The sequence below is a fragment of the Jeotgalibacillus haloalkalitolerans genome, assembly GCF_034427455.1.
Lineage (GTDB): Bacteria > Bacillota > Bacilli > Bacillales > Jeotgalibacillaceae > Jeotgalibacillus > Jeotgalibacillus haloalkalitolerans.
This window is the reverse complement of record NZ_JAXQNN010000004.1, coordinates 153732-177957: the sequence shown is the minus strand read 5'-3', so window position 1 is coordinate 177957 and position 24226 is coordinate 153732. Positions and strand designations below refer to the sequence as shown.

Sequence of the window (24226 nt, the reverse complement as noted above, 5' to 3'; positions counted from 1 at the left end):
GGACAATTCAGATTTTAAGGAGTGTACATTCAATGAAATTTCTATCTTTCCGTTTTGAAGACAAACTACTTTACGGTGTAAAAGTAAAGCGAGAGGAAGCAGCATGGAATATCGTCAGAATTCATAAAGAGCTGATTCCAAATGAAAACGTACCTGCAACACTGCTTGAAGGTATTCAAAGCGGAATGGAATTACAGGAGACAGTCAGAAAATGTATTCGTGCAGCTGAAGAAAGTGATCACGTTTCACGATATAAAGTGAAATTTGAAGATCTCGTCTGGGAAGCACCAGTACCACGTACTCCTAAAAATGTAATGTGCATCGGCAAAAACTACCGTGATCACGTCCTTGAAATGGGATCCGAAAAAGATCTCCCTGAAGAACTGGTTGTCTTTACAAAAGCCTCTACTTCGATTACAGGGGATAACGCGTTAGTGCCATCTTATGAAGAGTTGACAGATCAGCTTGATTATGAAGGTGAACTGGCAATCGTGATTGGTAAAAGAGGAAAGAATATTCCTGAAAAACAGGCAATTGATTATGTCTTCGGCTATACAATCGTCAATGACATTACAGCAAGAGACCTGCAAAGCAGACATAAACAGTTTTTCCTTGGAAAAAGCCTGGATGAAACGTGTCCAATGGGTCCATTCCTTGTATCAAAAGATGAAATTCCACATCCTCACAAGCTGAGCATCGTCACAAAAGTAAACGATGAAATCAGACAGGACGGAAACACATCAGATATGATCTTTTCAATTGAAGAGATTATCTCCACACTGTCAAAAGGAATGACACTTGAGCCGGGAGATGTGATCGCAACCGGCACACCAGCCGGAGTAGGCAAAGGCTTCAATCCGCCTAAGTTCCTTAAAAAAGGTGACCAGATCAAAGTCTCCGTCCAGGGAATCGGCACACTGACGAATGAGATTGGTGAATAAATAAAATTAGCAACAAATGAGTATTCAATTAATTTTAACGTACGTTAAGAGCAGTACCATATGTTCTTAATGTGCGTTTTTTAATGGAATAGATTATATATTTGTTTATGTAGTTTTATAAATTAAGTCATGGAAATGCAAAGAGGCAGACAAAGTGTTGATCGAAGCGAAAGGCGGCGACTCCTGCGGCGGAAAGGGACAGGTGAGACCATACGGCGAAGCCGGAGGGGCTCACCGCCCGGCCGCGGAAAGCGTCCGCCTGTAGCGGAGATCATAAGCGGTTTCAAGTGCTATCCAGGAGAAAATTCATTACTCCGACAATGTTTTCAGCGACCGCAATCAGGGAATATGGTAGCATATAGATAGTTCGGTATTTAGTTTCAGGGAGGTTAGGGAATGTTAGACAACACACACTTACACATTACAACATGGGTACTTGGCATTGTTCTTTTCTTTATTGCGCTTGCGCTGATGAAGGGAGCTAACGCGAAAGGTGCTAAGATTGTACATATGATTCTGCGCCTGATGTATGTGCTCATCATCTTCACTGGCGGCTGGTTATTTTTCCAGTTCTCAGCAAATGATGCTGCGCTGTATGGCGTGAAATTTCTGCTTGGAATTCTCGTGATCGGATTTATGGAAATGATCCTTGTCCGCACGAAAAAACAGAAGTCAGTAAACGTTATGTGGATATTATTGGTCATTGCGCTGCTGGGCACACTTTACCTTGGGTTCAGTCTGCCGGTCGGCTTCAGTTTCCTTGGTTAAAAGTCGCTTATACAGCGGCTTTTTTCTGTATATTTGAAGCGCCATATTCAAAATTGTTTTCAAACCGACACCTGTGTATACTATAAACATCAACTATCTGTATAATATTTGAACAATCAATGTACAATGTAAACGATTGAGGATGGAGGCTGTTTTATGACCCGTTCAATTGCCATAATAGGGGCTGGACCAGGTGGGCTTGCAGCTGCAATGCTGTTAGCTTCAAAGGGATATAAAGTAAACGTATATGAAAAACATCCGTTTGTCGGAGGGAGAAACAGTTCTTTTACAATGAACGGTTATACATTTGATGTGGGACCAACCTTTTTGAGTATGCCTGAAATTGCAGAAGAAATTTTTCAGGAGACGGGTAAGAACCTGCATGATTATGTGGATCTGATTGAACTGCCAATGATGTATGAATTGGTGTTTAAAGATAAAAAAGTGAAAATGTATAGAGATCCTGAAAAAATGAAGGCGCAGATAAAGAAGTATTTTCCGGGAGACGAATCCGGATATGACCGATTCATGGATGATACCCGAAAGAAAATGGATGCGCTGAGGCCGATTCTGCAAAACAAAATGGATCGTTACACAGACTACTTATCACTCAGGGTGTTGAAGGCACTGCCGCAGCTGTCTCTTGGAAAGAGTCTGTATGATGTATTAAGCAACTACTTTGAACATGAAGAACTGAAGCTTGGATTTACTTTCCAGGCAAAATATCTCGGTATGTCGCCGTGGGAATGTCCTGGCGCATTTTCAATCCTGTCATTTATGGAGCACGAGTATGGCATTTTTCATCCGAAGGGAGGCGTCAATCAGCTTTCAAAAGCAATGGCAAAAGCAGCAGAAGAGCTTGGCGCGAAGATCCATCTTGGAAACGGTGTGAAGCAGCTGCATATTGACAGCCAAAAAATTGTAACTGGTTTTGAACTTGAAACGGGTGTTCATGTTGAAGCTGATGAAGTGGTCATTAATGGTGACGTTTCTCACGTGATGACGAATCTGGTAAAAGGAAATCACCTCAAAAAATTCAGTGAACCTCAGCTGAATAAAAAGAAATATTCCTGCTCCACTTTTATGATTTACCTTGGTGTAGATAAGGTTTATGACCTTCCGCACCATACAATCTCATTTGCTGACGATTACAAAAAGAATGTAGAAGAGATCATGCAGACTCAGCTATTGTCTGAGGATCCATCCATTTATATTCAGAATGCTTCAGTCACGGATCCAACGCTTGCGCCTGCCGGGAAGTCTGCTTTATATATTCTGGCTCCTGTTCCGAATAACCTGAGCGGACTTGACTGGGAAAAGCAGGAGCAGACTTTCAGAGAACTTGTGCTTGATTCAATAGAAGCGAAGACTGAATTTAAAAACCTGCGTGATCATATAGAAGCTGAACGCATTATCAGTCCTAAACACTGGGAGATGGACTTCAATGTTTTTAAGGGCGCGACATTCAGTATGGGACATCAGCTGACACAAATGATGGCGCTACGCCCTCATAATAAGTTTGAAGAGCTTGAACATACCTGGCTTGTCGGGGGAGGCACTCATCCCGGAAGCGGACTCCCGACGATTCTGGAATCTGCGCGCATTACGTCAAACCTTCTAATGAATGAGAAAAGAAATCACGTCAGAAATGAAAGTGGTGAGGCGGGTTGAGAGTTTCAATTATTGGTGGAGGAGTAGGCGGTATGATGTCTGCGCTGCTTCTGAAAAGAAAAGGGTTTGACGTCACGCTTTTTGAAAAAGAGGAAAAGCTTGGCGGCCGGCTTGCTTATCACACACATGGTGAATATAAAATTGATAAGGGACCAACAATCGTTCTTTTACCTGAAATGCTTCAGTCGCTCCTTGAAGAAGCAGGCGTCCCGAAAGAGGATTATGAACTGATCGCATGTGATCCGCTTTACGATCTGCATTTCTCAGATGGTACAACCTATACAAAATACAGAGATAAAGAAGACCAGATCGCTGAAATCAATCGTATTTTTCCTGGTGAAGAAGAAGGTTATCTGCGATTTATGAGAGATATGGAAATGAGGTTTAATGAAGGCAAGCCGAAATTTCTTGAACAGTCTTTTTTAAAGCGCTGGGATGCACTTCAGCCTTCCACAATTAATTCACTGCGTAAGTTAAAAGCATTCCGATCAGTATCAAAGCAGCTTCAGTCTTATTTTACTGATGACCGTCTGAAGACAGCATACGCTCTGCAGACACTTTACATTGGCGGCAACCCATTCCAGACACCGGCTATTTATTCACTGGTGTCCTACAGTGAACATGAGCATGGTATTCACTACCTGAAGGGAGGCTATGCCAGACTTGCAGAAGTGCTTGAACATAATATGATCAAGGCAGGTATACGAATCGTTAAGGGTGCGAATGTTGAGAAAATTTCAGTCAATTCTGGTAGAGCTGACGGTGTCCTGTATAATAGTAAGTATGAACCATCAGATGCAGTCGTATTAAATGGGGACTTTCCGATCGCTGAACAACTGGTAAACAAGCAGGGGAGGCAATACCAGCCTTCTTCCGGATGTCTTCTATTGTATATGGGAGTGGATGGAATCTATCAGGATAAAAAAATGCATCAGTTTTACATGAGTGATAACTTCGAGAAAAATATGAATCAGATTTTTAAAGAACAAAGAATACCTGAAGATCCTTCGTATTATGTGTTTAACCCTTCTGTTACTGATGATAGTCTGGCTCCGGAAGGGAAAAGTGTAGTATATGTGCTTGTGCCGGTTCCTTCAGAAATTGAGGGAGATTGGCAGCGTGTCAAAGACGCTTTATCTGAAAAAATCCTTGATTCTATGCAGCGCTCGGGTTTTGAATCTTTAAAAGAGCGGATTGAATGGCTTGATATCAGAACACCTGAAGAAGCGAGGAAGGAAGGGTTGTATGCTGGTGGCAGCTTTGGCATTGCGCCGGCACTCTTCCAGTCGGGACCATTCAGACCGCAGTTCCAGCCGTACCCGGATCTTGCGAATGTATTTGCGACGGGGGCTTCCACTCACCCGGGTGGTGGTGTGCCGATTGTGATGCAGGGGGCTAAACTATTAGCTGATGGAATGGCCAGAAAGTTTAATAGAAGGGAGAGATCAGCAGATGGAACTGGCAAAAGCCTATAAGGAATGTGAAAAAGTTATTAAACTCCATTCAAAAACGTTTTATCGTGCCTTTTCAATGCTCCCCGCAAAAGAAAGAAAAGCAGTGTGGGCGATTTATAACTTTTGCAGGACAGTAGATGATATTGTTGATGAGAGCGATATCCCTGAAGCAGAGCTTGCAGCATTTGAAGAAGAATTTGATCGTTTTTTATCAGGGGACAAATTGGAAGGTGCCTGCTGGATTGCGCTGGCTGATGTATTCAAGCGCTACGATATGAATGTGCAGGCATTTAAGGATATGGTAAAGGGTCAGAAAATGGATCTGGCCCACAGAACTTACCATACAACAGATGATGTATTGGACTATTCCTATCACGTAGCAAGTACAGTTGGTCTGATGCTGCTGCCGGTACTTGCGCCGGAGAATGAAAAAGCACTCAGAGACAGTGCTGTGAAGCTTGGGTATGCGATGCAGATTACAAATATTCTGCGTGACGTTGGAGAGGATCTTGAGCGGAAGCGCGTTTACTTACCGGCTGAAGTCATGACACGTCATGGCTATGATCAATCTCTGCTTTTTGAAAAGCAGGGTGGCGAAGCGTTTATCAATACGTGGGAAGAGATGGCGGTGATGGCTGAAGGCTATTATGATGAAGCGATGGCTACCATTCACCTGTATCCACCTGCGAGCAGAGTACCTGTAAAAGGGGCTGCGATCCTGTATCGGGCAATTCTTGATCAGGTCAGAAAGAATAATTATAACGTATTTTCAGAGAAAAATTATGTGCCAGTCAGTGAGAAAGATAAATTGCTATCATCCTATCAATAAAAAGAGCATCCGCCAATGAAGCGGATGCTCTTTTTCTATGAAACCCCTATACGCTTTCTTTTAAAACCTTTTTCTTTTTACCTGCTTTTCCAAGTTCATCAAGACGTTCTACCAGGCTGCCTGAAAGTGCTGCGTTACCAGTAGAAGTTGAAGAAACAAGCGATTCTTTTAATTCATAAGCATTTGAACCGTGTTCTGAGTAGTCAAGTCCTGCAATTTCCTCTTCACGTGATACGCGAATGCCGCCAAGAGATTTCAAAGCGAAGACAACTGCGCTTACTGCAAGACCCGTCCATAAGATAACTGCACCGACGCCGATTGCCTGAACACCAAGCAGCGCTGCACCACCGCCGTAGAATAATCCATTCGCTGTATCAAAAAGACCGACTGCAAGTGTACCCCAGATACCGCAGATACCGTGGACTGCGATTGCACCTACAGGATCATCCTTCTTCAGTGCAACATCAATAAAGCGGATACCTTCTACAAGAATCACACCAGCTACAAGACCAATAATCACTGCACCAATCAGAGAAACGTTTGCTGTACCTGCAGTGATCCCGACAAGCCCACCAAGTGCGCCGTTTAGTGTAATAGAAGGGTCAATCTGCTTGAATCTGATTTTCGTATAAAGTGCAGAAGCGATGACACCGCCTGATGCTGATAGTAGTGTTGTTGAAATAACTACAGGTACAAGTGTCGGATCAGCTGCTAAAGAACTTCCTCCGTTAAAACCGAACCAGCCGAACCACAGAATGAATACACCAAGTGCACCGATTGGGATATTGTGTCCCGGAATCGCATTTACCTTTTTGCCTTCATATTTTCCAATACGTGCTCCAAGGAATGCAACTGCTGCGAAAGCACCTACTGCCCCAGTCAGGTGAACAACCGTTGAACCCGCAAAATCAACAAATCCAAGCTCGGAGATCCAGCCGCCGCCCCATACCCAGTGTCCGACTACCGGATAGATTGCGCCAGTCATCAGCACAGTCAAAATTAAGTAGCTGCTTAATTTCATTCGTTCTGCTACCGCACCTGAAATAATCGTTGCACATGTAGCAGCAAATACAGCCTGGAATAAGAAGAAACCAACGTCTTCTACCCCTGATAATGCAAAGCCTGTCGTACCGAAGAATCCATTAGAGCTTCCGAACATAATTCCGTAACCGACCAGAAAATACAAGACTGATCCGATTGAAATGGTCAGGATATTTTTAAGTAAAATATTGAGTGTGTTTTTAGCGCGTGTAAAACCTGATTCAACCATTGCAAACCCTGCGTGCATAAAGAATACTAAGATTGCTGCAATCATGACCCACATCGTATCTAATGAAAATTGAACACTTTCTGCTGTAACTGGTGCTGCATATGCACTTGTTGTCACAAGACTTCCAAGTGCTGTAACTGATAAGATTTTCTTTTTCATGATTCAAACACCTCCAAAGTTTTTAAAGAACAGCCTGTCTGCCGCGTTCACCACTTCTGATTCTGATAATCTCTTCAATAGGAGAGATAAAGATTTTGCCGTCTCCAACCTCCCCGGTAGCGCAGGCCTCGATAATGGCATCAACAATTTCATCTGTCCGGTGTTCTTCGGTCACCATTTCCACTTTGATACGCGAGACCAGTGGAAGTTCATAGGATGTACCTCTGAACGCACCTTTTTTTCCTTTTTGGTTACCACAGCCTGCAGCCTCGAAAACGGTCAATCCGTTAATTCCGAGATGAACCAGCTTCTCACGCAATTCCTGAAAGACCTCTGGACGAACAATTGCTTCAATCTTTTTCATTTTTATCCTCCTTGAGTTCAATGTCAGGTCACCTTACATGGAATACGTGTTAGGTTTTATGACATGAAAGTTATTATGTTTATAATAATATTCAGAAAATTAAACAATTGCAAGTGTTTTTTCGAAAAAAATTATTTTCATGTCAGGTTTTATTACATGAAAAAAGCTCTCACCTGAGTGAGAGCTTCAATGAAAGCGTTTTAGACCTGAGCAAACTTTTTTTGTACCCATATTTTTGAGCGCCATCTTCTTAACATTAAAATACCTCTGAGCCATTCATCTAAAATAAAAGCAATCCAGATCCCGATCAGACCAAGTCCAAAAACGATACCTAACAGGTAAGCGAACAATACCGCTACACCCCACATAGAGAGAATGCCGATATAGACAGGGAATTTTACGTCACCTGCTGCCCTGAGTGAATTGATCATGACGAGATTAAAGCTTCTGCCTGGCTCGAGAATAATTGTCAGATAGATTAATACAGATCCTAAAAACAGAATGTCTTCATTAGCAGTGAAAATGCCGAGCAGTGTTTCTGAAAAGATTGAAAACAATACAGCCATCCCAAAGGAAATATAGATGGCGATTTTCAGACTCTTGATTCCGCGTTTATAAGCTTCATTTATTTTTCCAGCGCCAACCATATGACCGATCAGAATCTGACTTCCCTGACCAATGGAAATGGCAAAGAGAAAGATAAACATCATGATATTGAGTGTATACACCCTTGTCGTAATTGCTTCTGTACCAAGGGAGGCAATAAAAGCTGTAATCACCAGCTGCGAAGCATTATAAGACAGCTGTTCTCCTGCTGAAGGAATGCCGATTTTCAGCAGATTCTTCAGGTGAGAGAAGGGAAGCTTAAATAGTGAGAAGAAGGGTAATCCCCCTTCAATCCGTTTAATTAAAAGAATAAATAAAACAATAAGCCCTAAAAACCTGCTGATTGCCGTGGAATAGGCAACCCCTTCAACGCCAAGCACCGGGAATCCAAAAGCCCCGAAGATCACAATGTAATTTCCGATCACGTTTACAATGTTCATGCCAAGCGTTACAAACATTGCGTCTTTAGTGAAGCTGTAGCTTCTGAGCACAGCACCGAGTGTCATAATGACCGCCTGTATAAATGAAAGTCCCCCGACGATCTGCAGATAAATAGTTGCCTCGGGCAATAGCTCAGGAGGTAAATCCATTAATAACAGAATCCTGTCATCAAATATAAACAGGAGAATACTCAATATGAGACTGAATACCAGGTTTGCTGCAACTGAGACGACTGCAATTTCAGCAGCGCTCTTTTGTTTTCCGGCACCCAGATACTGTGCGACTAAAATAGAAGTACCTGTTGCGACAAATCCAAACATGACAATGATCAATGCAAGAATCTGATTGGATATGCCGACTGCTGCCACACTGTCATCTGAATACTGGCTGAGCATCAGTGTGTCGGCATTCCCCATTAACATGTGAAGTGAAATTTCAATAAAAATTGGCCAGGTCAATGCAAACAACGTTAATTTCTTAGTAGAGCTTTTCAACTTTGAACCTTCTTTCCGGCTGTTTCCTTACACAATCAAAGACTGGGGCAGGTGAGCCCCAGTCTTTGATTAATAAACTTTAACCATTTTGATTTCCTGTGGTTTTAATTTAAATTTTCCCTTTTTCCATTTATGCGCTTCTCCGGTCATTAAGTCAATGCTTTTTCGTTTATTTAATGGATAAGGTACTTTAAGCGTATCTTTCTGATCAGACAGGTTTATAAGGATAAAGATAGCTGAATCATGATTCTCTCTTTTCATAACAAGTGTATGCTCGCTGACATCATAGAATGAAAGGTCTCCGTCATTTGCAAGCAGCGGCTCGTTTTTACGAAGCGCAATCAATTGCTTTATATAGCTGAGCAGGTCCTGATTCTGCTGAGCTTTATCCCATTCCATACACTTTCTGCAGCCCGGATCCATTCCACCTGACAGACCGACTTCATCACCGTAATAAATACAAGGAGTTCCGTAATAAGTTAATAAAAGGGTCAGAATCTGCTTCACGCGCTGATCATCACCTTCACACTCTGTCAGGATTCTTGATGTGTCGTGACTGCCAATCAGGTTAAAAGCAGCCCGATTGACCGGTGAAGGATACATATATTGAACCTTTGTCATATTTTCAATAAATGAAGAAACAGAAATCGAACGTTTGGCAATTAACTGAAGGGCATTTGTTGTGAAAGGATAATTCATGACAGCGTCAAACTGGTCGCCTTGCAGCCATGGAATTGAATCGTGCCATACCTCTCCCAGAATATAAAGGTCAGGGTTGATCTTTTTAATTTCTGCTCTGAACTCCCGCCAGAATGCCTGGTCCACTTCATTCGCAACATCCAGACGCCAGCCGTCGATTTCAAATTCCCGTGCCCAGTATCGTGCTGCTTCAAGCAGGTAGTTTTTTACTTCGGGATGTTCTGTATTTAACTTAGGCATCATATATGTAAAAGCAAAGGTATCGTAATTCGGTTCAGGCGTTGTCTGAACCGGGAAGTCCCATATATGGAACCAGTCTTTATATCTTGAGTTTTCTCCTTTTTCAAGCACATCCTGAAACGGAGGGAAGAAGAACCCGCTGTGGTTAAACACAGCATCCAGCATCACTTTAATGTCGCGCTTTTTACATTCTTTTATAAGTTCCTTCAGTTTGTCTTTATCACCAAAATACTGATCGATTTCAAAGTAGTCGATTGTATCATATTTATGGTTTGATGAAGCCTCGAAAAGCGGAGTGAAATAAATGCCTGTGATACCCAGTTCTGCAAGGTAGTCCAGATGATCAATAACGCCCTGAAGGTCACCACCAAAGAATGAGTCTCTTTTTGGATCCTCGCTGGCCCAGGGGATGGTAGCGGGCGGATTAATAGAGGGGTCTCCATTTGCAAATCGTTCAGGGAAAATCTGATACCATACCGTGTTATGAACCCATTCAGGTGACTGGAACTGATCTGCCTGATTCATATAAGGCATACAGAAATATTCTCCAATGTCTTCAGGAGGGGTCTGATGAAAGTTCTTTTCGCCATAAAAAACATTTTTCTTCTTATTAGAAAGCACAAATCCGTAACGCAGTCGGTGGAAGGGAGGCTCGAGGTTAATTTCCCAGTAATCGTGCAGTTCGTCAGAGCCTTTAAGTATCATTTCGATTTCTTCGTGGTTCCATTTGTGATTCGACCAGTTGTATGGATCACCATGTAACAGCTTTACCTGATGGACGTCATTTTTTGCGGTTTTTAATCTGATTTGTATTTGATCCTTTGAGATCGCGTACGCCATAGAGCGATCCGCGCGGTGATAGACAGCTGCTTTATTCATCTTATATTAGCCTCCTGAGTATGGAATTGATTACAACATTATGCCAAAGGGATTTTCTTGTCAATCAGACGTTCCCGAAATATTTTCGTCACATTCTGCAAAAACTTTGAAAAAAGTATTGTAATCTTTTAATTTCTGATTATAATAAAAGTAGGTTGTGCAATCGTTTTCACAGAAATAATGAAAGCGTTTAAGTTTTATTTTTTTATTGCTTTGTGCAAACGGTTGTACAGACAAATGTTTAATACCTTTAGGAGGGGTCAATGTTGAAAAAGTATCTATCGATTTTTGCAATGGTACTACTATTAATTGGTGTCCTTGCAGCTTGTGCACCAGATCGTGAAGAGTCTGGCGGTTCTAATGATGACAGCGGGGGCGGAGATTCAGAGGAATCCGGCGATCAGCCTGAGTCACTTAGTGTCTGGGTAAACGACAGTGAGGAACAGAAGGCAGTTCTTGATACACTTTTTGAAAAGTACACTGAAGAAACTGGTATTGAAATTGAAGTGACACCAATGAACATGCTGGATCAAGTGGAAGCGCTTAACCTTGATGGTCCTGCAGGAAACGGACCTGACCTGTTCTTCCAGCCGCATGACCGTATTGGTAATATCGTCCTTCAGGGACTTGCATCACCAATTGATCTTGGTGAAGCAGAAGGTACTTACTCAGAAACAGCAATCGAAGCTGTTACGTATGATGGTGAAATCTACGGAGCTCCACTTGTAGTTGAAACATACGGAACATTCTACAATAAAGACCTTGTTGAAGAAGCACCTGCAACAATGGATGAGCTGATGGCAATTGCTGAAGAGCAGACTGATGCTGCTTCAGATCAGTATGGTTTCCTTATGGAAGCTGCAAACTTCTACTTCTCATATCCTTTCTTCGGCGCTAATGGCGCATATGTATTTAACAACGAAGGCGGTTCTTATGATGTAGAGGATATCGGTCTTAACAATGAAGGCGCTGTAGCTGGTGGAGAACTGATCCAGTCATGGTATGAAAATGGTTACATCCCGGTTGAAATCAACCCTGACATCATGAACGGTCTATTCACAGACGGTAAAGTCGGCGTTGCAATCACTGGTCCTTGGAACATCCCGGCTTACGAAGAAGCACTTGGCGACAGCCTTGGAACAGCAATTCTTCCAACAGTTGACGGAAACAATGCAACATCATTCGTAGGTGTTAAATCATGGATGGTTTCTGATTACTCAGAGAACAAAGAAGCTGCAACTGATCTAGCGCTATTCCTGACAAATGAAGAAAACTCTACTGCTTACTTTGAAGGTGCAGGTGAGCTTCCGGCTAACCAGGCAGCACTTGAAGGTGAAGCTGTAACATCTAACGAACTGATCGCTCCTTTTGCAGAACAGATTCAGTATGGTACGCCAATGCCATCTACTCCTGAAATGCAGCAGGTTTGGGATCCAATCAACAATGCACTTTCATTCATCGCACAGGGTGACGATGTACAGGAAGTACTTGACGAAGCAGTACAGCAGATTAAAGATAATATCGCGACTGCACAGCAATAATATTCATGACGATGGTGGATAGAAGGATTCCCTCCTTCTATCCACTCACTTTATAGAGAAGATTTTTCGAAACGCTCACTAGGGAGGCGATGACATGTCAACTGCTAATCCGGCAGCTAAAAAGAACCACAACCCCAAATTAGCTGTCATCCTATCAATTCTTCTTGCAGGTTTAGGTCAGTTGTACAACCGCAGATATGTAAAGGGTACTTTATTTATCATTCTTGAAGTTTCCTTTATCCTGACGCTTGGACAGTTTATCAATTATGGTATCTGGGGCATTATGACTCTGGGGACACTTGCAGGTACAGACCACTCAGTATTTCTATTAATCTATGGACTTGTAGCACTTGTGCTGATTGCATTTGCGATTACGCTCTACATAGCGAACGTGAAAGATGCAAAACGGGATGCAATCCGTCTGAGAGACGGCGAGAAAGTGCCGACCTTTAAAGAGGCACTGCGTAATGTTTGGGACACAGGATTCCCTTACTTCTTTGTCACTCCAGGCTTAATCATGCTTGTATTTATCGTAGTTTTACCACTTATGTTTACGATCGCTTTAGCATTTACAGATTATACGCAATATAACCAGCCGCCGAGAAACCTGCTGAGCTGGATCGGTTTTGAAAACTTCGGACGTCTTTTCTTTGGAACAGGTGCCGGGGACAGTAACATCTGGCAGGAAACATTTATCAGTGTTTTTACATGGACAGTTGTCTGGACAGTTGTCGCAACAACACTTCAGATTGCACTTGGACTTTTCCTTGCTTTATTAGTAAATGATCCGCGTATTAAATTTAAGCGTTTAATCCGGACGATTTTAATTCTTCCATGGGCAGTACCGGCTTTCGTTACGATCCTTGTTTTTGCAGCAATGTTTAACGATCGTTTCGGAGCAATAAATACGGATGTTCTCGCAATGTTTGATCTGGCGATTCCATGGCTTCAGGATCCATTCTGGACACGCATTGCGTTAATTATGATACAGACATGGCTCGGGTTTCCATTTGTGTTTGCATTATTCACCGGTATTTTACAGAGTATCTCTAAAGACTGGTATGAAGCAGCTGACGTTGATGGAGCCAGCCGTATGCAGAAGTTCAGAAATATCACGCTTCCACACGTACTGTATGCGACTGCACCGCTTTTGATTATGCAGTATGCCGGAAACTTTAATAACTTTAATATTATCTACCTGTTTAACGAGGGTGGTCCTCCTGTGCGCGGACAAAACGCAGGCGGAACTGACATTCTGATTTCATGGGTATTTGATCTGACGTTTGAATTGAACCAGTACAGTATGGCGGCTGCGATTACCTTAATCCTTGGATTAATCGTTACCGGATTTGCCTTCTTCCAGTTCAGAAGAACAAGATCGTTTAAAGAGGAGGGGAATCTATAATGAGTAAAAAAATGAAATCCAATCTGGAAGTCGCGCTGATTTATCTATTCCTTGCATTCATGGCCGTTGTCATTGGATATCCTCTTCTATGGACTGTAGGAATGTCGCTTAACCCGGGAACAAGTCTTTACTCAGCTCAGCTGATACCGGATAACTGGTCGCTTGTACATTACAAATGGTTATTTACAGACCCGTCAAGTGATTACATGCTTTGGTACAAAAACAGTGTAATCGTTGCGATTGCGAATGCTTTTTTCTCAGTCGTGTTGACTTCATTTGTTGCTTATGCATTCTCACGCTATAAGTTCACTGGACGTAAATACGGTCTGTATGCATTCCTATTGCTTCAGATGTTCCCTGTTATTATGGGAATGGTGGCAATTTACGTGATGCTGAACATGGTTGGATTACTTGATTCACTAGTTGGACTTACTTTGATCTATATTGGCGGTCAAATACCATTCAATGCTTGGCTGGTGAAAGGATATTTTGATACAATACCTAAGGAGCTTGATGAAGCTGCAAGAATTGATGGTGCCGGACATTTAGGCGTATTTTTCAAAATTATGCTGCCGCTTGCAAAACCGATTCTCGGTGTTGTAGCATTATTCAATTTCATGGCACCGTTTGTTGACTTCCTGCTGCCGCGTATTATTCTCAGAAACCCTGACAACTTTACGCTTGCACTTGGACTATTCAACTTTATCAGTAATCAGTTTGATAACAACTTTACACGATTTGCTGCAGGATCGATTCTGATCGCTGTGCCAATCGCACTTGTTTACCTCTTATCCCAGCGTTACCTGATCTCAGGGCTGACTGCAGGCGGTACGAAAGGTTAATCACTGATACTGATTGATTCTTACAGACACATAGCTTACGTAACTTCGGAAAATTTTCCGTTAAAGGAGGAGGGGCAGAGGTGAGAAGAGTCAGCGCTCTTTTACTCATCACTATCCTCCTTTTTAATAGCGCTTTTTTGAATTCAGCAGGCGCTGTTGAAAAGGAAGAGAGAATGTGGCAGGATGAATCAATTTATTTTTTAATGGTAGACCGTTTCTTTAATGGGGATACCTCAAATGACTTTACAGTAAATACTCAGGACCCGCGTGCCTATCACGGTGGAGATTTTCAGGGTATCATTGACCAGCTGGATCATATTGAAGATATGGGCTTCACGGCCATCTGGCTGACACCGATCTTTTCTAATGAAGAGAAGGGATATCACGGCTACTGGATTGACGATTTTTATGAAACGGAAGAACATTTCGGAACAATTGAAGAGTTTAAAAAGCTGGTTGATGAAGCGCACAACAGGGATATTAAAGTCATTCTTGATTTTGTTGTCAATCATACAGCGCCATCTCACCCTTGGGTGACAGATCCGGAAAAAGAAGACTGGTACCATGAAGAACAGCCAATCAGAGATAATAATGATCCTGAGCAGCTGGAGAATGGCTGGATTTACGGCCTTCCTGATCTGAATACTGAAAACCCTGAAGTACGGGAATACTTATTTGATGCAGCTAAATGGTGGATCGAAGAAACTAATATTGACGGTTATCGTCTTGATACAGTGAAGCACGTGCCGGCTGAATTCTGGACTGAATTTTCTTCTGAAGTTAAGTCTGTAAAAGATGACTTTTATTTAATTGGTGAGGTATATGACACAGATGTAAGAAAGATCGCTGAGTATGCTGACACAGGGATTGACGGCTTTGTGGACTTTCCGCTTGCTGAACAGATGAGAAGCGCTTTTCAGACCGTTGATCAGTCTACAGCCAGAATATTTAATTACTGGGATTACAATCAGCAGTTTTTTGATAACCCGTATCTGATGGGGAACTTTATTGATAACCATGATATGACCCGTTTTACAAGGCTTGCTGCAGAGAATAATATGTTCCCTGGTACAAGGTGGGAGCTGGCGACTGCATTCATGTTTACAATACCGGGTATTCCAATTATGTACTATGGATCTGAAATCGCTTTAGACGGAGGAGAAGATCCGGATAACCGCAGATTGATGGATTTCAATATCGATGAAGAATTGGAAGAGTATATCGCTGATGTTGGTGAGCTTAGACAGGAACTTCCTTCATTAACAAGAGGAACATTGAACGTTCTTTACAATGAGCAGGGAATGCTTGTGTACGAACGTGAATATGAAGATGAAACAACAGTCATTGCGATCAATAATACAAGTGAAACCCAGACAGTGGATTTACCTGTTGCAGATTTTAAAGATGACAGCGAGCTTCGGGGCATGCTTGGTGGAGACCTTGTGAGACCGGAGAATGATCAGTTCAGAATTGTACTGGATCGTGAAGTGGCTGAAATTTATGTGGTGGCAGATGAAACAGGTATCAACTATGGTTTCCTCGCACTGATTGCAGCAGTCTGGATTTTCTTCATTGGGTTATTCATATTTATGAAGAAAAAAGGGAATAGAAAATCAAAGGCATAAGTCTTTGGTTTTTATAAAATTTGTAAGCGTAATCACAGGAGGTGACGATGATGTCTGTCACGATAAAAGATGTAGCAAAAGCTGCAAATGTAGCGCCGTCCACCGTTTCAAGAGTAATTGCAAACAACCCGAGAATCAGTGAGCGGACAAAGGTAAAGGTAAGAGAAGCGATGGAGCTCCTTGGCTATCATCCGAATTTTATAGCCAGAAGTCTCGCCAATCAGGCAACGCAGGTGATCGGACTAGTCACTCCGGGTTCATCAGACGTGTTTTTTCAAAATCCTTTCTTTCCAACGGTTTTAAGAGGGCTGAATGAAGGTGCACATGAACATCAATATGCACTGCAGCTGGTAACAGGAAAAAGTGAGGATGATATCTATAACGGAGTTGTCCAGATGGTACAGGGTGGCCGTGTTGATGGGGTCGTACTGCTGTATTCGAAAGTGGAAGACAGAATTGTATCGTATCTCCAGGAGCGGAATTTTCCTTTTGTTATGATTGGAAAGCCGTACAAAATGGCAGACAGCATTACGCATGTGGATAACGATAATGTGCGTGCAGGATTCGATGCAACTGAATTTCTGATTGGCATGGGTCATGAAAGGATTGCGTATGTCGGAGGGGATAAGCAGCTCGTTGTAACCGTTGAAAGACTTCAGGGTTATAAGGATGCGCTTCAAAAAGCAGGTATTCCCTATCGTGATGATTACACAGTTCATGAGAGCTTTTTACTTGAAGGCGGAAAGGACGCAATCTGTGCGCTGATGGAGCTGCCTGAGCAGGATCGTCCAACGGCGCTGTTAGTGACGGATGATCTGATGTCTCTTGGTGTGTTAAATACGCTGAGTGAACTGGATATGTCAGTCCCTGAGGATATTTCAATTATCAGTTTTAATAATGTCCTGTTTTCTGAAATGTCACGGCCGCCATTGACCTCAGTGGATATTAATATATTTCAGCTTGGTTATGAAGCCTCAAAGCAGCTGATTAATTGTGTTGAAAACAAGGACGTACCCTATCATCGGATTACTGTTCCGCATAAGATTGTGAAGAGATTCTCAACTGAATACACAAAAAAATAAGAGCGCTCCGGCTCTTATTTTTTTGTATTCATTTTTTTGACAGCCTTATAACCGATCATGTTAACAGGATCCTTAGGCGCGCTGAATGGAGGAGCATAAGCGATTTCAAGTGTCTGGAGTTCCAGTACACTTAAGTTTCCGGTGATCGCCGTGCTGATCACGTCTATCCGTTTATCCGCACCCTGTCCTACTGCCTGTGCGCCGTATATTTTCCCCGTATCAGGGCAGAAATGAACAATGAGTGACAGCTCTGAAGCCCCCGGATAGTAGCCCGCATGCTGCTTTGCCGTAAGTTCGGCTGTTTCAAATGGAACCCCCATTTTCTGAAGTGAAGATGCATGGTGCCCAACAATCGCAGCATCTTTCTCAAACACCTTACAAATTGCAGTTCCAAGAATGCCTCTAAAAGGAACAGGATCACCAGTGATATGACGCGCTGCTACGTAAGCTTCCCGGTGTGCGACCCAGGCAAGAGGTACCTGTTTGGGTTTTCCAGTAATAAAATCAAATGATTCAATCACGTCGCCAATCGCGTAAATGTCCGGATCATCCGTTTGCATATATTCATTTACACACACTCCGCCCGTTGCCCCGATTGTAAGTCCAGCGCTCTCAGCTAAGTGTTTATTCGGTTTGATCCCTACAGCCAGTAATAAAAAGTCAGCTTCAATGACTGTGCCGTCCGATAACTGTAATGTGCGGTCTTCATTAATCTGCTCAACAGTCGCGGATAAATGAAGGTCAACATCGTTTTTAATTAATTCCTCTTCCAGTTTTGCAGAGAATTGTGGCTCAAGGAGTCCCAGCACATGGGTAGAACGCTGTACCAGGTGAACTTTGATGCCTCTTGCCTTCATATTCTCCGCCATCTCAAGCCCGATAAATCCGCCTCCGACCAGACAAACTGACTGATAGTTTTTCGTCGTGATATGCTCATCAAGTTTCAGCATGTCTTTGAATGATCTGAGACTGTAACAGTTTCCTCTGTCCAGATGCTTAATATCCGGAACCATCGGTACAGCGCCCGGGGAGTAAACGAGTTTGTCATAGCGCTCAACATATGACTCGTCTTTAATATGATCTTTAATCGTAACTGTTTTCTCTGCCCGGTTAATCCGGATAACCTCGTGACGGATCCGTACTTCAATGTTTTTATCTTTTTGAAAAGATTCAGGCGTTGCTGCAATCAGGTGTTCTCTTTTTTTCACAAATCCGCCAAGGTAATAAGGCATCCCGCAATTTGCAAACGACATGGTCCCATCCTTCTCAAATACAATAATCTCAGCCTGGTCATCCAGCATTCTCAGTTGTGAAGCGAATGTAGCGCCGCCAGCGACCCCGCCGATCACCAGTACTTTATTCGTCATGTTATCAATCCAATCAATGTGCAGATTTTTTATTCAGGAAAAAGATTGCAAGTGTACCCGGTCCTGCATGCGCACCGACTGCTGAACCGATCATCCCTGTAAAGAAAGAAGTCGTTCCGAACTCATTTTCAATCATGGTTTTCATCTCTTCAGCGAGCGCTTCATCATCTCCGTGACTGATCCCGATCATCTGCTGATCAAGCTGATCGCCGCGTTCTCTCATCACTTCAATAATTCTCTTTAACAGCTTCTTTTTACCGCGCAGCTTCTCAAGTGGTACAAGCTTCCCGTCTTCCACATGAAGAAGCGGCTTAATATTCAGCAGTCCGCCGATAAATGCAGACGCTTTTGACACGCGGCCGCCTTTTGCGAGATAGTCCAGATCTTCTACTGTAAATAAGTGTTCCATGTGCTCATACTGAAACTTTACTTCATCTTCAATCTGTTCAAATGAAGCACCTTCTGCCAGCATGTGAGCAGCTTTTACGACAACAAGGCCATAACCGAGTGATGCGCATTTTGTATCAAGGATAGTCAGATCAAGCTCAGGATATTCCTCCTTCACCTGATCTCTGATCATGACTGCTGTCTGGTAAGTACCTGAAAGCTCGGATGAAAAGGCAATATATAAACCTTTTTTTCCGGACTTGGCCAGGTCTGTAAACACTTCTTCCATTTTCTTAGGGCTCGCCTGTGAGGTCTTTGGGTGACCGCCATTTCTGATCGAATCGAATACATCTTTAGACTTAATTGTTACGATGTCTTCGTATTCTTCATCTCCTATATGTACATGAAGCGGGAGGAGTGTTATATTATGTTCTGTGAAAAATTCGCCCGGCAAATCACTAGCACTATCAGCAATCAGTTGAATGTTCATTTAATAGCTCCTTTTTATTTAGTCGTCGTTTTATAAAACTATAGTCATACTACTCAGTTTAGCGATTAAATGAGGAATTTACAATCAGATTAGTGTAGGGGCGGTTAAAATAGGTAAAGTATAAGTAAGCAGCTTATGAAGAAGGGATGGGTGCGTAATGGCAGAGACAAAAGACGCCTTCAGTCTGGCGCATGTATCTAAGGAAACGATGTGGCTTGAAACAAAGAAAATTGCGGTCGTTATTATTGGTGCAGTGCTGAATGCAGTGGCACTGAACTTATTTTTAATTCCTGCAAATGTATTTGCAAGCGGCTTTACAGGAGCGGCTCAGCTCTTATCAAATATCTTTTATGAATTTACGCCGATTAATCTGTCAACAGGGATATTACTGCTCATTTTAAATATCCCGGCAATTATACTCGGCTGGCTGAGAGTAGGGAAGATGTTCACGATCTACAGTCTGATCTCCGTAGGTTTTACAACCATTGCACTTGAGATCATTCCGGTTGTAGAAGTATCCCCGGACATTCTTCTTAACGCAGTATTTGGCGGGGTAATTGCAGGTGTAGGAGTGGGGATGACGCTGAAGTGGGGTGCTTCAACAGGTGGTATGGATATTATTGCGATGATTTTATCCAGATTGAATGATAAACCGGTGGGCATTTACTTTTTCGCAATGAATGCAGGCATTATTCTCCTTGCGAGTGCGCTGTTCGGATGGGAAAAAGGTCTATATACTCTTGTAACGCTATATGCATCTACCCGTATGATCGATGCACTGCATACGAGACATGAGAAGCTTACAGCAATGATTGTCACTGACAAATCATCAGTACTGAAAAAAGCCATTCATGATAAGTTAGTCAGAGGAATTACGATTGTTCCGGCACGCGGTGCTTTTGCGGATGATCCCAAGGAAATGCTGATTATGGTTATTACGCGGTATGAATTGTTTGAGCTTGAGCGGATTATTCATAAGACAGATCCGCATGCATTTACAAATATTATTCAGACGACGGGGATCTTTGGGTTCTTCAGAAAAGATGATTAGAAAAACGGCTGCTTCTATTATAGAGGCAGCCGTTTTACTTTATAACCGGATCACTTCGCTTCAGGCGGCCGCTTTCCGGACGGAGGTTGCTGAGTCTCCTCGCCTTCGGCTGCGGGGTCTCAGCTTCTCTCTACTCGTCCCGGAGTCGCCGCCTTCCGCTCCGTTCTCCTTAGAAATTAAACTAAATTTAATCATCCATTGATATATTATATTTTGATATTCAACCGGTCTTCTAAGAATAATGAAATCCCATCTTCGTTGTTGGTGCCTGTAATGTGTTTGGCAGTTGATCTGACGCTTTCAATCCCGTTACCCATTGCAACGCCGATTCCTGCATAGTCGAGCATCTCAAGATCGTTGTCTTCGTCTCCAAAAGCGATGATCCGGTCACTGGAAATACCATAATAGTCGGCTACTTTCTTTAGTCCGACTGCTTTGTTCAGACCTGATTTAACGATTTCGATCACGTGCCACGGTGCACCCCAGCGTCTGTGGTCAATGACTTCTGCATGGACCTCGCTTAAATGATTTCTGATGCTTTCCACATGGTACTCATCTGCGTGAATCAGTAAGCTTGTAGGATTCGCAGGAAGATAGGTTCTGAGGTCACCTGCAGTAATCGTTGGATTGCCAAAACTGAAAATATCCAGCAGTTTTTCATCATGATAATGAAGGTACACATCATCAAGAATTTCAGCGACCATATTATGAAATTCGTAATCGTGAACAGCTTCAACGATATCTTTTACAACGTTCAGGTTCATCGGCTCATGGTGAAGACCCCAGCCCTGGTCAAGCGGGTGATGGACATAGGCACCATTGAAATTCACGATAGGTGTATGGAGGCCAAGCTCCCTGTAATATGCTTCACTCGCTCTGAAAGGTCTACCGGTAGCAATCATGACTTCATGCCCGGCTTCTTTAGCTTTTAAGAGCGTTTTTTTCGTTCTGTCTGAGATTGTTTTTTCATCTGTCAGCAATGTGCCGTCAAGGTCTAATGCAATTAAATGCTTATCCATTTGAATACGCTCCTCTGCTTCTATTGTCACTTATATTAATTGTATCACTCGTTCCGGATAAGGTGAAATAGTATGCCACATTTTGGTTATATGATAATATATGAGCGAAAAGGATTGAGAGGAGCATCAGAGTTGATCGAAATACATAATCGAAAAATCGCAGGTATTCCATGTTTACAGGTAGAAAGCAAATCTGAAAATTCTCCCGTGATTTTCTTTTTTCACGGATTTATGAGTGCGAAAGAACACAATCTACATTATGCATACCTTTTAGCTGAAAAGGGGTTTAACGTTATTTTGCCTGATGCTGCTTATCACGGTGCAAGGTCAGATGGCTCTGATGAAATGGTCATGAGTACGCGCTTCTGGCAGATTGTTGTCAGATCCATCGAAGAATTTAATGCAATGAAACAGGAGCTGGTCAGTCAGGGTTATGCAGAAGAGCATCGCATTGGCGCAGCAGGAACTTCCATGGGAGGTATCACGATCCTTGGCGCACTGAAACGTTTTGAATGGATCCATACAGGTGTCAGCCTGATGGGTTCACCTGCATATGTCGGCTTTGCCAAAGCGCAGATTCAGCATTTTGAACGAAACGGCTTCAAGTTGCCAATGAGTGAGGAAGAAATTGATGAACAGCTGAAGGTGCTTGAAGCATATGACCTGAGCCTTCATCCCGAAAAGCTGAATAACAGACCGCTGATGTTCTGGCATGGTAAAGCAGATACCGTAGTTCCTTATGAACCGACTTATACGTTTTTCAAAACAATTCACCAGTCCTATGATAAAAAAGAGCTGCTGAAATTTATTACTGAAGAAACAGAAGGTCATAAAGTGACAAGAAAAGGATTACTTGAAACGGTAAAGTGGTTTGACCTCCACATGCAATCCTGACAGTTTCGGTCAAGCGGATTTTTTGTTATGATGAACACAAAGAGTTAAAGGAGTGATTCGATGGACCAGGATGTAAAAGACAGCATTATGGGTGCCCTTGAACAGGTAATTGACCCTGAACTTGGCATTGATATTGTAAACCTCGGCCTTGTCTATGACGTGTTCATGGACGATGCAGGAAATACAGAAGTAAAAATGACACTGACATCAATGGGCTGCCCGCTGGCGCCTGTGATTGTTGACCAGGTAAAAGCAGCACTTGCAGATGTACCTGAAGTCAAAGAAGTAGATGTCAATATTGTATGGAGCCCGCCATGGAGCAAAGACAATATGTCACGCTACGCTAAGATTGCTTTAGGGATTACGTGATTGGAAATATGAAAAACCGTCGGACCTGAATGGGGTTCGGCGTTTTTTTGTTGAGTGGGGTGTTTTTAGAGGGGCGAGTTGGGGGAGGATGCATACGGATGATGCTGCGGCCGAATAACTGAAAAGGTGCTTTAATAAATGCATGAGCTGAGTGAATAACAAAAAAGGTGATAGATATATCCTGCCTTGCAACAGCAAAAGTCGAATAAAATAAAAGGTGATTTAATTAATCAGGAAGCTGATAGATATATTAGAAAAGGTGTACGAATAACCATCCCGCGAGGCACAGCTGCAGCATTAAAACCATATCGACTTAAACCCCTTTGTCACACAACCACAAAAAAGAGGCCCAGCCATTAACCCGGCCAAACCTCTCATCATCAATAAAATTGAAACATTCTCACACACTCAACGTACATAAGGAAACTCAGATTTTAAGAAATCCAGAGTACCAGTAAAACAATTGGACCAACAGTCAGACAGTAAATCGCGAAATAAATCAGGTTACCCTTCGCCATAATATTCATAAACCATTTAAGCGAGAAGTAAGAAGCGATGAGTGATGCGATAAACGCCAGTAAATACGGCATCCACAGATCTGCCAGGTTATCATCCTGCAGGAAATCTGAAAAGCTCAGTACCATCCCGCCAAGGCTGACAGGTACAAACAACAGGAAAGAGTAGCGAAGTGCCGTTTCCTGGTGAATCCCTCTGGCCATTGCAGCTACAATTGTAGCACCGCTTCGGCTGATGCCTGGAATTAAAGCAATTGCCTGCGCACCACCGATGATCAGCGCATCTTTTATAGACATACCGCTTTCACCGCGTTTCCCACGAAGATTTCTGATCAGAAATAGAGCGATACCAGTGATCATCAGCGTAATTGCCACAGTCTGAGGACCGGATAGACGGGAAATATCGTCATCAAACAGCACACCGATCACACCGGCAGGAATTGTACCGATAATCAGGTACACAATAAAATTAAATTCAGTCTTATCTTCAGGCTTTCTTGTTTTTATGTAGCCGAAACCTCTGGTAATCAATCTCATAATATCTTCTCTGAACACAAGTAATACTGCGATCAGTGAAGCGGAGTTCACCATTAATTCAAAAGTGAAGTTGTTACCTTCAATTTCAATCCCAAGAAAATATTGAGCCAGCTGAAGGTGTCCGCTGGATGAGATCGGAATCGGTTCAGTAAAGCCCTGAAACAGTCCGAGAAAAGTAAATTTTAATAATAACCACAATTGTTCAATATCCATAAAATCCTCCATTTTTTTAGCATCACATGTTCTTAATTTAACCACCGAAGAGATTGGATGTAAAGTGCTGGTTC

General features: G+C 42.6%; 21 protein-coding genes. 13 read left to right on the top strand and 8 right to left on the bottom strand.

The window, feature by feature from the left end; genetic code table 11:
- Nucleotides 1-32 precede the first annotated feature (32 nt).
- The 5 genes from UFB30_RS12400 (at nt 33) to UFB30_RS12380 (ending at nt 5663) form a co-directional block, all read left to right on the top strand.
- The gene (locus UFB30_RS12400) at nt 33-941 is read left to right on the top strand and encodes a fumarylacetoacetate hydrolase family protein (RefSeq protein ID WP_322422013.1); all 909 of its coding nucleotides are present in this window, start codon (nt 33-35) and stop codon (nt 939-941) included.
- A 396-nt stretch (nt 942-1337) separates the two neighbouring features.
- On the top strand, nt 1338-1709 hold the full coding sequence (locus UFB30_RS12395) for a YisL family protein (RefSeq protein WP_322422012.1): 372 nt from the start codon (nt 1338-1340) through the stop codon (nt 1707-1709).
- Between the two features lie 156 nt (nt 1710-1865).
- A complete protein-coding gene (locus tag UFB30_RS12390) occupies nt 1866-3380 on the top strand; it encodes a phytoene desaturase family protein (RefSeq protein ID WP_322422011.1) in 1515 nt (504 codons plus the stop codon).
- Entirely contained in the window at nt 3377-4855 is a 1479-nt protein-coding gene (locus UFB30_RS12385; protein ID WP_322422010.1) for a phytoene desaturase family protein, read from the top strand. Before UFB30_RS12390 ends, UFB30_RS12385 begins: the two co-directional genes overlap by 4 nt.
- The gene (locus UFB30_RS12380) at nt 4833-5663 is read left to right on the top strand and encodes a phytoene/squalene synthase family protein (RefSeq protein WP_322422009.1); all 831 of its coding nucleotides are present in this window, start codon (nt 4833-4835) and stop codon (nt 5661-5663) included. Before UFB30_RS12385 ends, UFB30_RS12380 begins: the two co-directional genes overlap by 23 nt.
- 46 nt (nt 5664-5709) lie before the next feature.
- Here the strand turns inward: UFB30_RS12380 and UFB30_RS12375 are convergent, their stop codons facing one another.
- The 4 genes from UFB30_RS12375 to UFB30_RS12360 all read right to left on the bottom strand — a co-directional run bounded on the left by UFB30_RS12375 (nt 5710) and on the right by UFB30_RS12360 (nt 10815).
- Entirely contained in the window at nt 5710-7092 is a 1383-nt protein-coding gene (locus UFB30_RS12375) for an ammonium transporter (protein WP_322422008.1), read from the bottom strand.
- A 22-nt stretch (nt 7093-7114) separates the two neighbouring features.
- Nucleotides 7115-7456, bottom strand: coding sequence for a P-II family nitrogen regulator (locus UFB30_RS12370; protein ID WP_039808417.1), 342 nt, complete (start codon nt 7454-7456; stop codon nt 7115-7117).
- A 200-nt stretch (nt 7457-7656) separates the two neighbouring features.
- On the bottom strand, nt 7657-8997 hold the full coding sequence (locus UFB30_RS12365; RefSeq protein ID WP_322422007.1) for an MATE family efflux transporter: 1341 nt from the start codon (nt 8995-8997) through the stop codon (nt 7657-7659).
- A 69-nt stretch (nt 8998-9066) separates the two neighbouring features.
- Nucleotides 9067-10815: a glycoside hydrolase family 13 protein gene (locus tag UFB30_RS12360; RefSeq protein WP_322422006.1), complete on the bottom strand. Its 1749-nt coding sequence runs from the start codon at nt 10813-10815 to the stop codon at nt 9067-9069.
- A 266-nt stretch (nt 10816-11081) separates the two neighbouring features.
- On the opposite strand from UFB30_RS12360, the gene UFB30_RS12355 reads away from it, so the two are divergent.
- The 5 genes from UFB30_RS12355 (at nt 11082) to UFB30_RS12335 (ending at nt 17310) form a co-directional block, all read left to right on the top strand.
- Entirely contained in the window at nt 11082-12356 is a 1275-nt protein-coding gene (locus UFB30_RS12355) for a sugar ABC transporter substrate-binding protein (protein ID WP_322422005.1), read from the top strand.
- A 94-nt stretch (nt 12357-12450) separates the two neighbouring features.
- Nucleotides 12451-13761 carry a carbohydrate ABC transporter permease gene (locus tag UFB30_RS12350; protein WP_322422003.1) on the top strand — a complete coding sequence of 437 codons (1311 nt, stop codon included), beginning with the start codon at nt 12451-12453 and terminating at the stop codon, nt 13759-13761.
- A complete protein-coding gene (locus UFB30_RS12345; RefSeq protein WP_322422002.1) occupies nt 13761-14603 on the top strand; it encodes a sugar ABC transporter permease in 843 nt (280 codons plus the stop codon). The genes UFB30_RS12350 and UFB30_RS12345 overlap by 1 nt, the downstream gene beginning before the upstream one ends.
- 80 nt (nt 14604-14683) lie before the next feature.
- Nucleotides 14684-16228, top strand: coding sequence for an alpha-amylase family glycosyl hydrolase (locus tag UFB30_RS12340; protein WP_322422001.1), 1545 nt, complete (start codon nt 14684-14686; stop codon nt 16226-16228).
- A gap of 50 nt (nt 16229-16278) precedes the next feature.
- The gene (locus tag UFB30_RS12335) at nt 16279-17310 is read left to right on the top strand and encodes a LacI family DNA-binding transcriptional regulator (protein WP_322422000.1); all 1032 of its coding nucleotides are present in this window, start codon (nt 16279-16281) and stop codon (nt 17308-17310) included.
- A 14-nt stretch (nt 17311-17324) separates the two neighbouring features.
- Here UFB30_RS12335 and UFB30_RS12330 read toward each other — a convergent pair whose 3' ends face one another.
- Both UFB30_RS12330 and UFB30_RS12325 read right to left on the bottom strand, forming a co-directional pair.
- Nucleotides 17325-18677: a CoA-disulfide reductase gene (locus tag UFB30_RS12330; protein WP_322421999.1), complete on the bottom strand. Its 1353-nt coding sequence runs from the start codon at nt 18675-18677 to the stop codon at nt 17325-17327.
- Between the two features lie 13 nt (nt 18678-18690).
- On the bottom strand, nt 18691-19554 hold the full coding sequence (locus tag UFB30_RS12325) for a DegV family protein (protein WP_322421998.1): 864 nt from the start codon (nt 19552-19554) through the stop codon (nt 18691-18693).
- Between the two features lie 157 nt (nt 19555-19711).
- Here UFB30_RS12325 and UFB30_RS12320 point away from each other — a divergent pair, with 157 nt between their 5' ends.
- Nucleotides 19712-20605, top strand: coding sequence for a YitT family protein (locus tag UFB30_RS12320; RefSeq protein WP_322421997.1), 894 nt, complete (start codon nt 19712-19714; stop codon nt 20603-20605).
- A gap of 206 nt (nt 20606-20811) precedes the next feature.
- Here UFB30_RS12320 and UFB30_RS12315 read toward each other — a convergent pair whose 3' ends face one another.
- Nucleotides 20812-21624, bottom strand: coding sequence for a Cof-type HAD-IIB family hydrolase (locus tag UFB30_RS12315; protein ID WP_322421996.1), 813 nt, complete (start codon nt 21622-21624; stop codon nt 20812-20814).
- A 132-nt stretch (nt 21625-21756) separates the two neighbouring features.
- On the opposite strand from UFB30_RS12315, the gene UFB30_RS12310 reads away from it, so the two are divergent.
- On the top strand, nt 21757-22518 hold the full coding sequence (locus tag UFB30_RS12310) for a prolyl oligopeptidase family serine peptidase (RefSeq protein WP_322421995.1): 762 nt from the start codon (nt 21757-21759) through the stop codon (nt 22516-22518).
- Between the two features lie 60 nt (nt 22519-22578).
- A complete protein-coding gene (locus tag UFB30_RS12305; RefSeq protein WP_041122163.1) occupies nt 22579-22887 on the top strand; it encodes a metal-sulfur cluster assembly factor in 309 nt (102 codons plus the stop codon).
- Between the two features lie 434 nt (nt 22888-23321).
- Here the strand turns inward: UFB30_RS12305 and UFB30_RS12300 are convergent, their stop codons facing one another.
- Entirely contained in the window at nt 23322-24152 is an 831-nt protein-coding gene (locus UFB30_RS12300; RefSeq protein WP_322421994.1) for an undecaprenyl-diphosphate phosphatase, read from the bottom strand.
- Nucleotides 24153-24226 lie beyond the last annotated feature (74 nt).

Excerpts from the sequence above, each read along its gene's own strand:
- UFB30_RS12315 (WP_322421996.1), bottom strand. The coding sequence starts at position 21,624 with ATGGATAAGCATTTAATTGCATTAGACCTTGACGGCACATTGCTGACA.
- UFB30_RS12375 (WP_322422008.1), bottom strand. The coding sequence starts at position 7,092 with ATGAAAAAGAAAATCTTATCAGTTACAGCACTTGGAAGTCTTGTGACA.
- UFB30_RS12330 (WP_322421999.1), bottom strand. The coding sequence starts at position 18,677 with ATGACGAATAAAGTACTGGTGATCGGCGGGGTCGCTGGCGGCGCTACA.
- UFB30_RS12390 (WP_322422011.1), top strand. The coding sequence starts at position 1,866 with ATGACCCGTTCAATTGCCATAATAGGGGCTGGACCAGGTGGGCTTGCA.
- UFB30_RS12400 (WP_322422013.1), top strand. The coding sequence starts at position 33 with ATGAAATTTCTATCTTTCCGTTTTGAAGACAAACTACTTTACGGTGTA.
- UFB30_RS12360 (WP_322422006.1), bottom strand. The coding sequence starts at position 10,815 with ATGAATAAAGCAGCTGTCTATCACCGCGCGGATCGCTCTATGGCGTAC.
- UFB30_RS12320 (WP_322421997.1), top strand. The coding sequence starts at position 19,712 with ATGGCAGAGACAAAAGACGCCTTCAGTCTGGCGCATGTATCTAAGGAA.
- UFB30_RS12345 (WP_322422002.1), top strand. The coding sequence starts at position 13,761 with ATGAGTAAAAAAATGAAATCCAATCTGGAAGTCGCGCTGATTTATCTA.
- UFB30_RS12300 (WP_322421994.1), bottom strand. The coding sequence starts at position 24,152 with ATGGATATTGAACAATTGTGGTTATTATTAAAATTTACTTTTCTCGGA.
- UFB30_RS12335 (WP_322422000.1), top strand. The coding sequence starts at position 16,279 with ATGTCTGTCACGATAAAAGATGTAGCAAAAGCTGCAAATGTAGCGCCG.
- UFB30_RS12380 (WP_322422009.1), top strand. The coding sequence starts at position 4,833 with ATGGAACTGGCAAAAGCCTATAAGGAATGTGAAAAAGTTATTAAACTC.
- UFB30_RS12370 (WP_039808417.1), bottom strand. The coding sequence starts at position 7,456 with ATGAAAAAGATTGAAGCAATTGTTCGTCCAGAGGTCTTTCAGGAATTG.
- UFB30_RS12325 (WP_322421998.1), bottom strand. The coding sequence starts at position 19,554 with ATGAACATTCAACTGATTGCTGATAGTGCTAGTGATTTGCCGGGCGAA.
- UFB30_RS12305 (WP_041122163.1), top strand. The coding sequence starts at position 22,579 with ATGGACCAGGATGTAAAAGACAGCATTATGGGTGCCCTTGAACAGGTA.
- UFB30_RS12395 (WP_322422012.1), top strand. The coding sequence starts at position 1,338 with ATGTTAGACAACACACACTTACACATTACAACATGGGTACTTGGCATT.
- UFB30_RS12350 (WP_322422003.1), top strand. The coding sequence starts at position 12,451 with ATGTCAACTGCTAATCCGGCAGCTAAAAAGAACCACAACCCCAAATTA.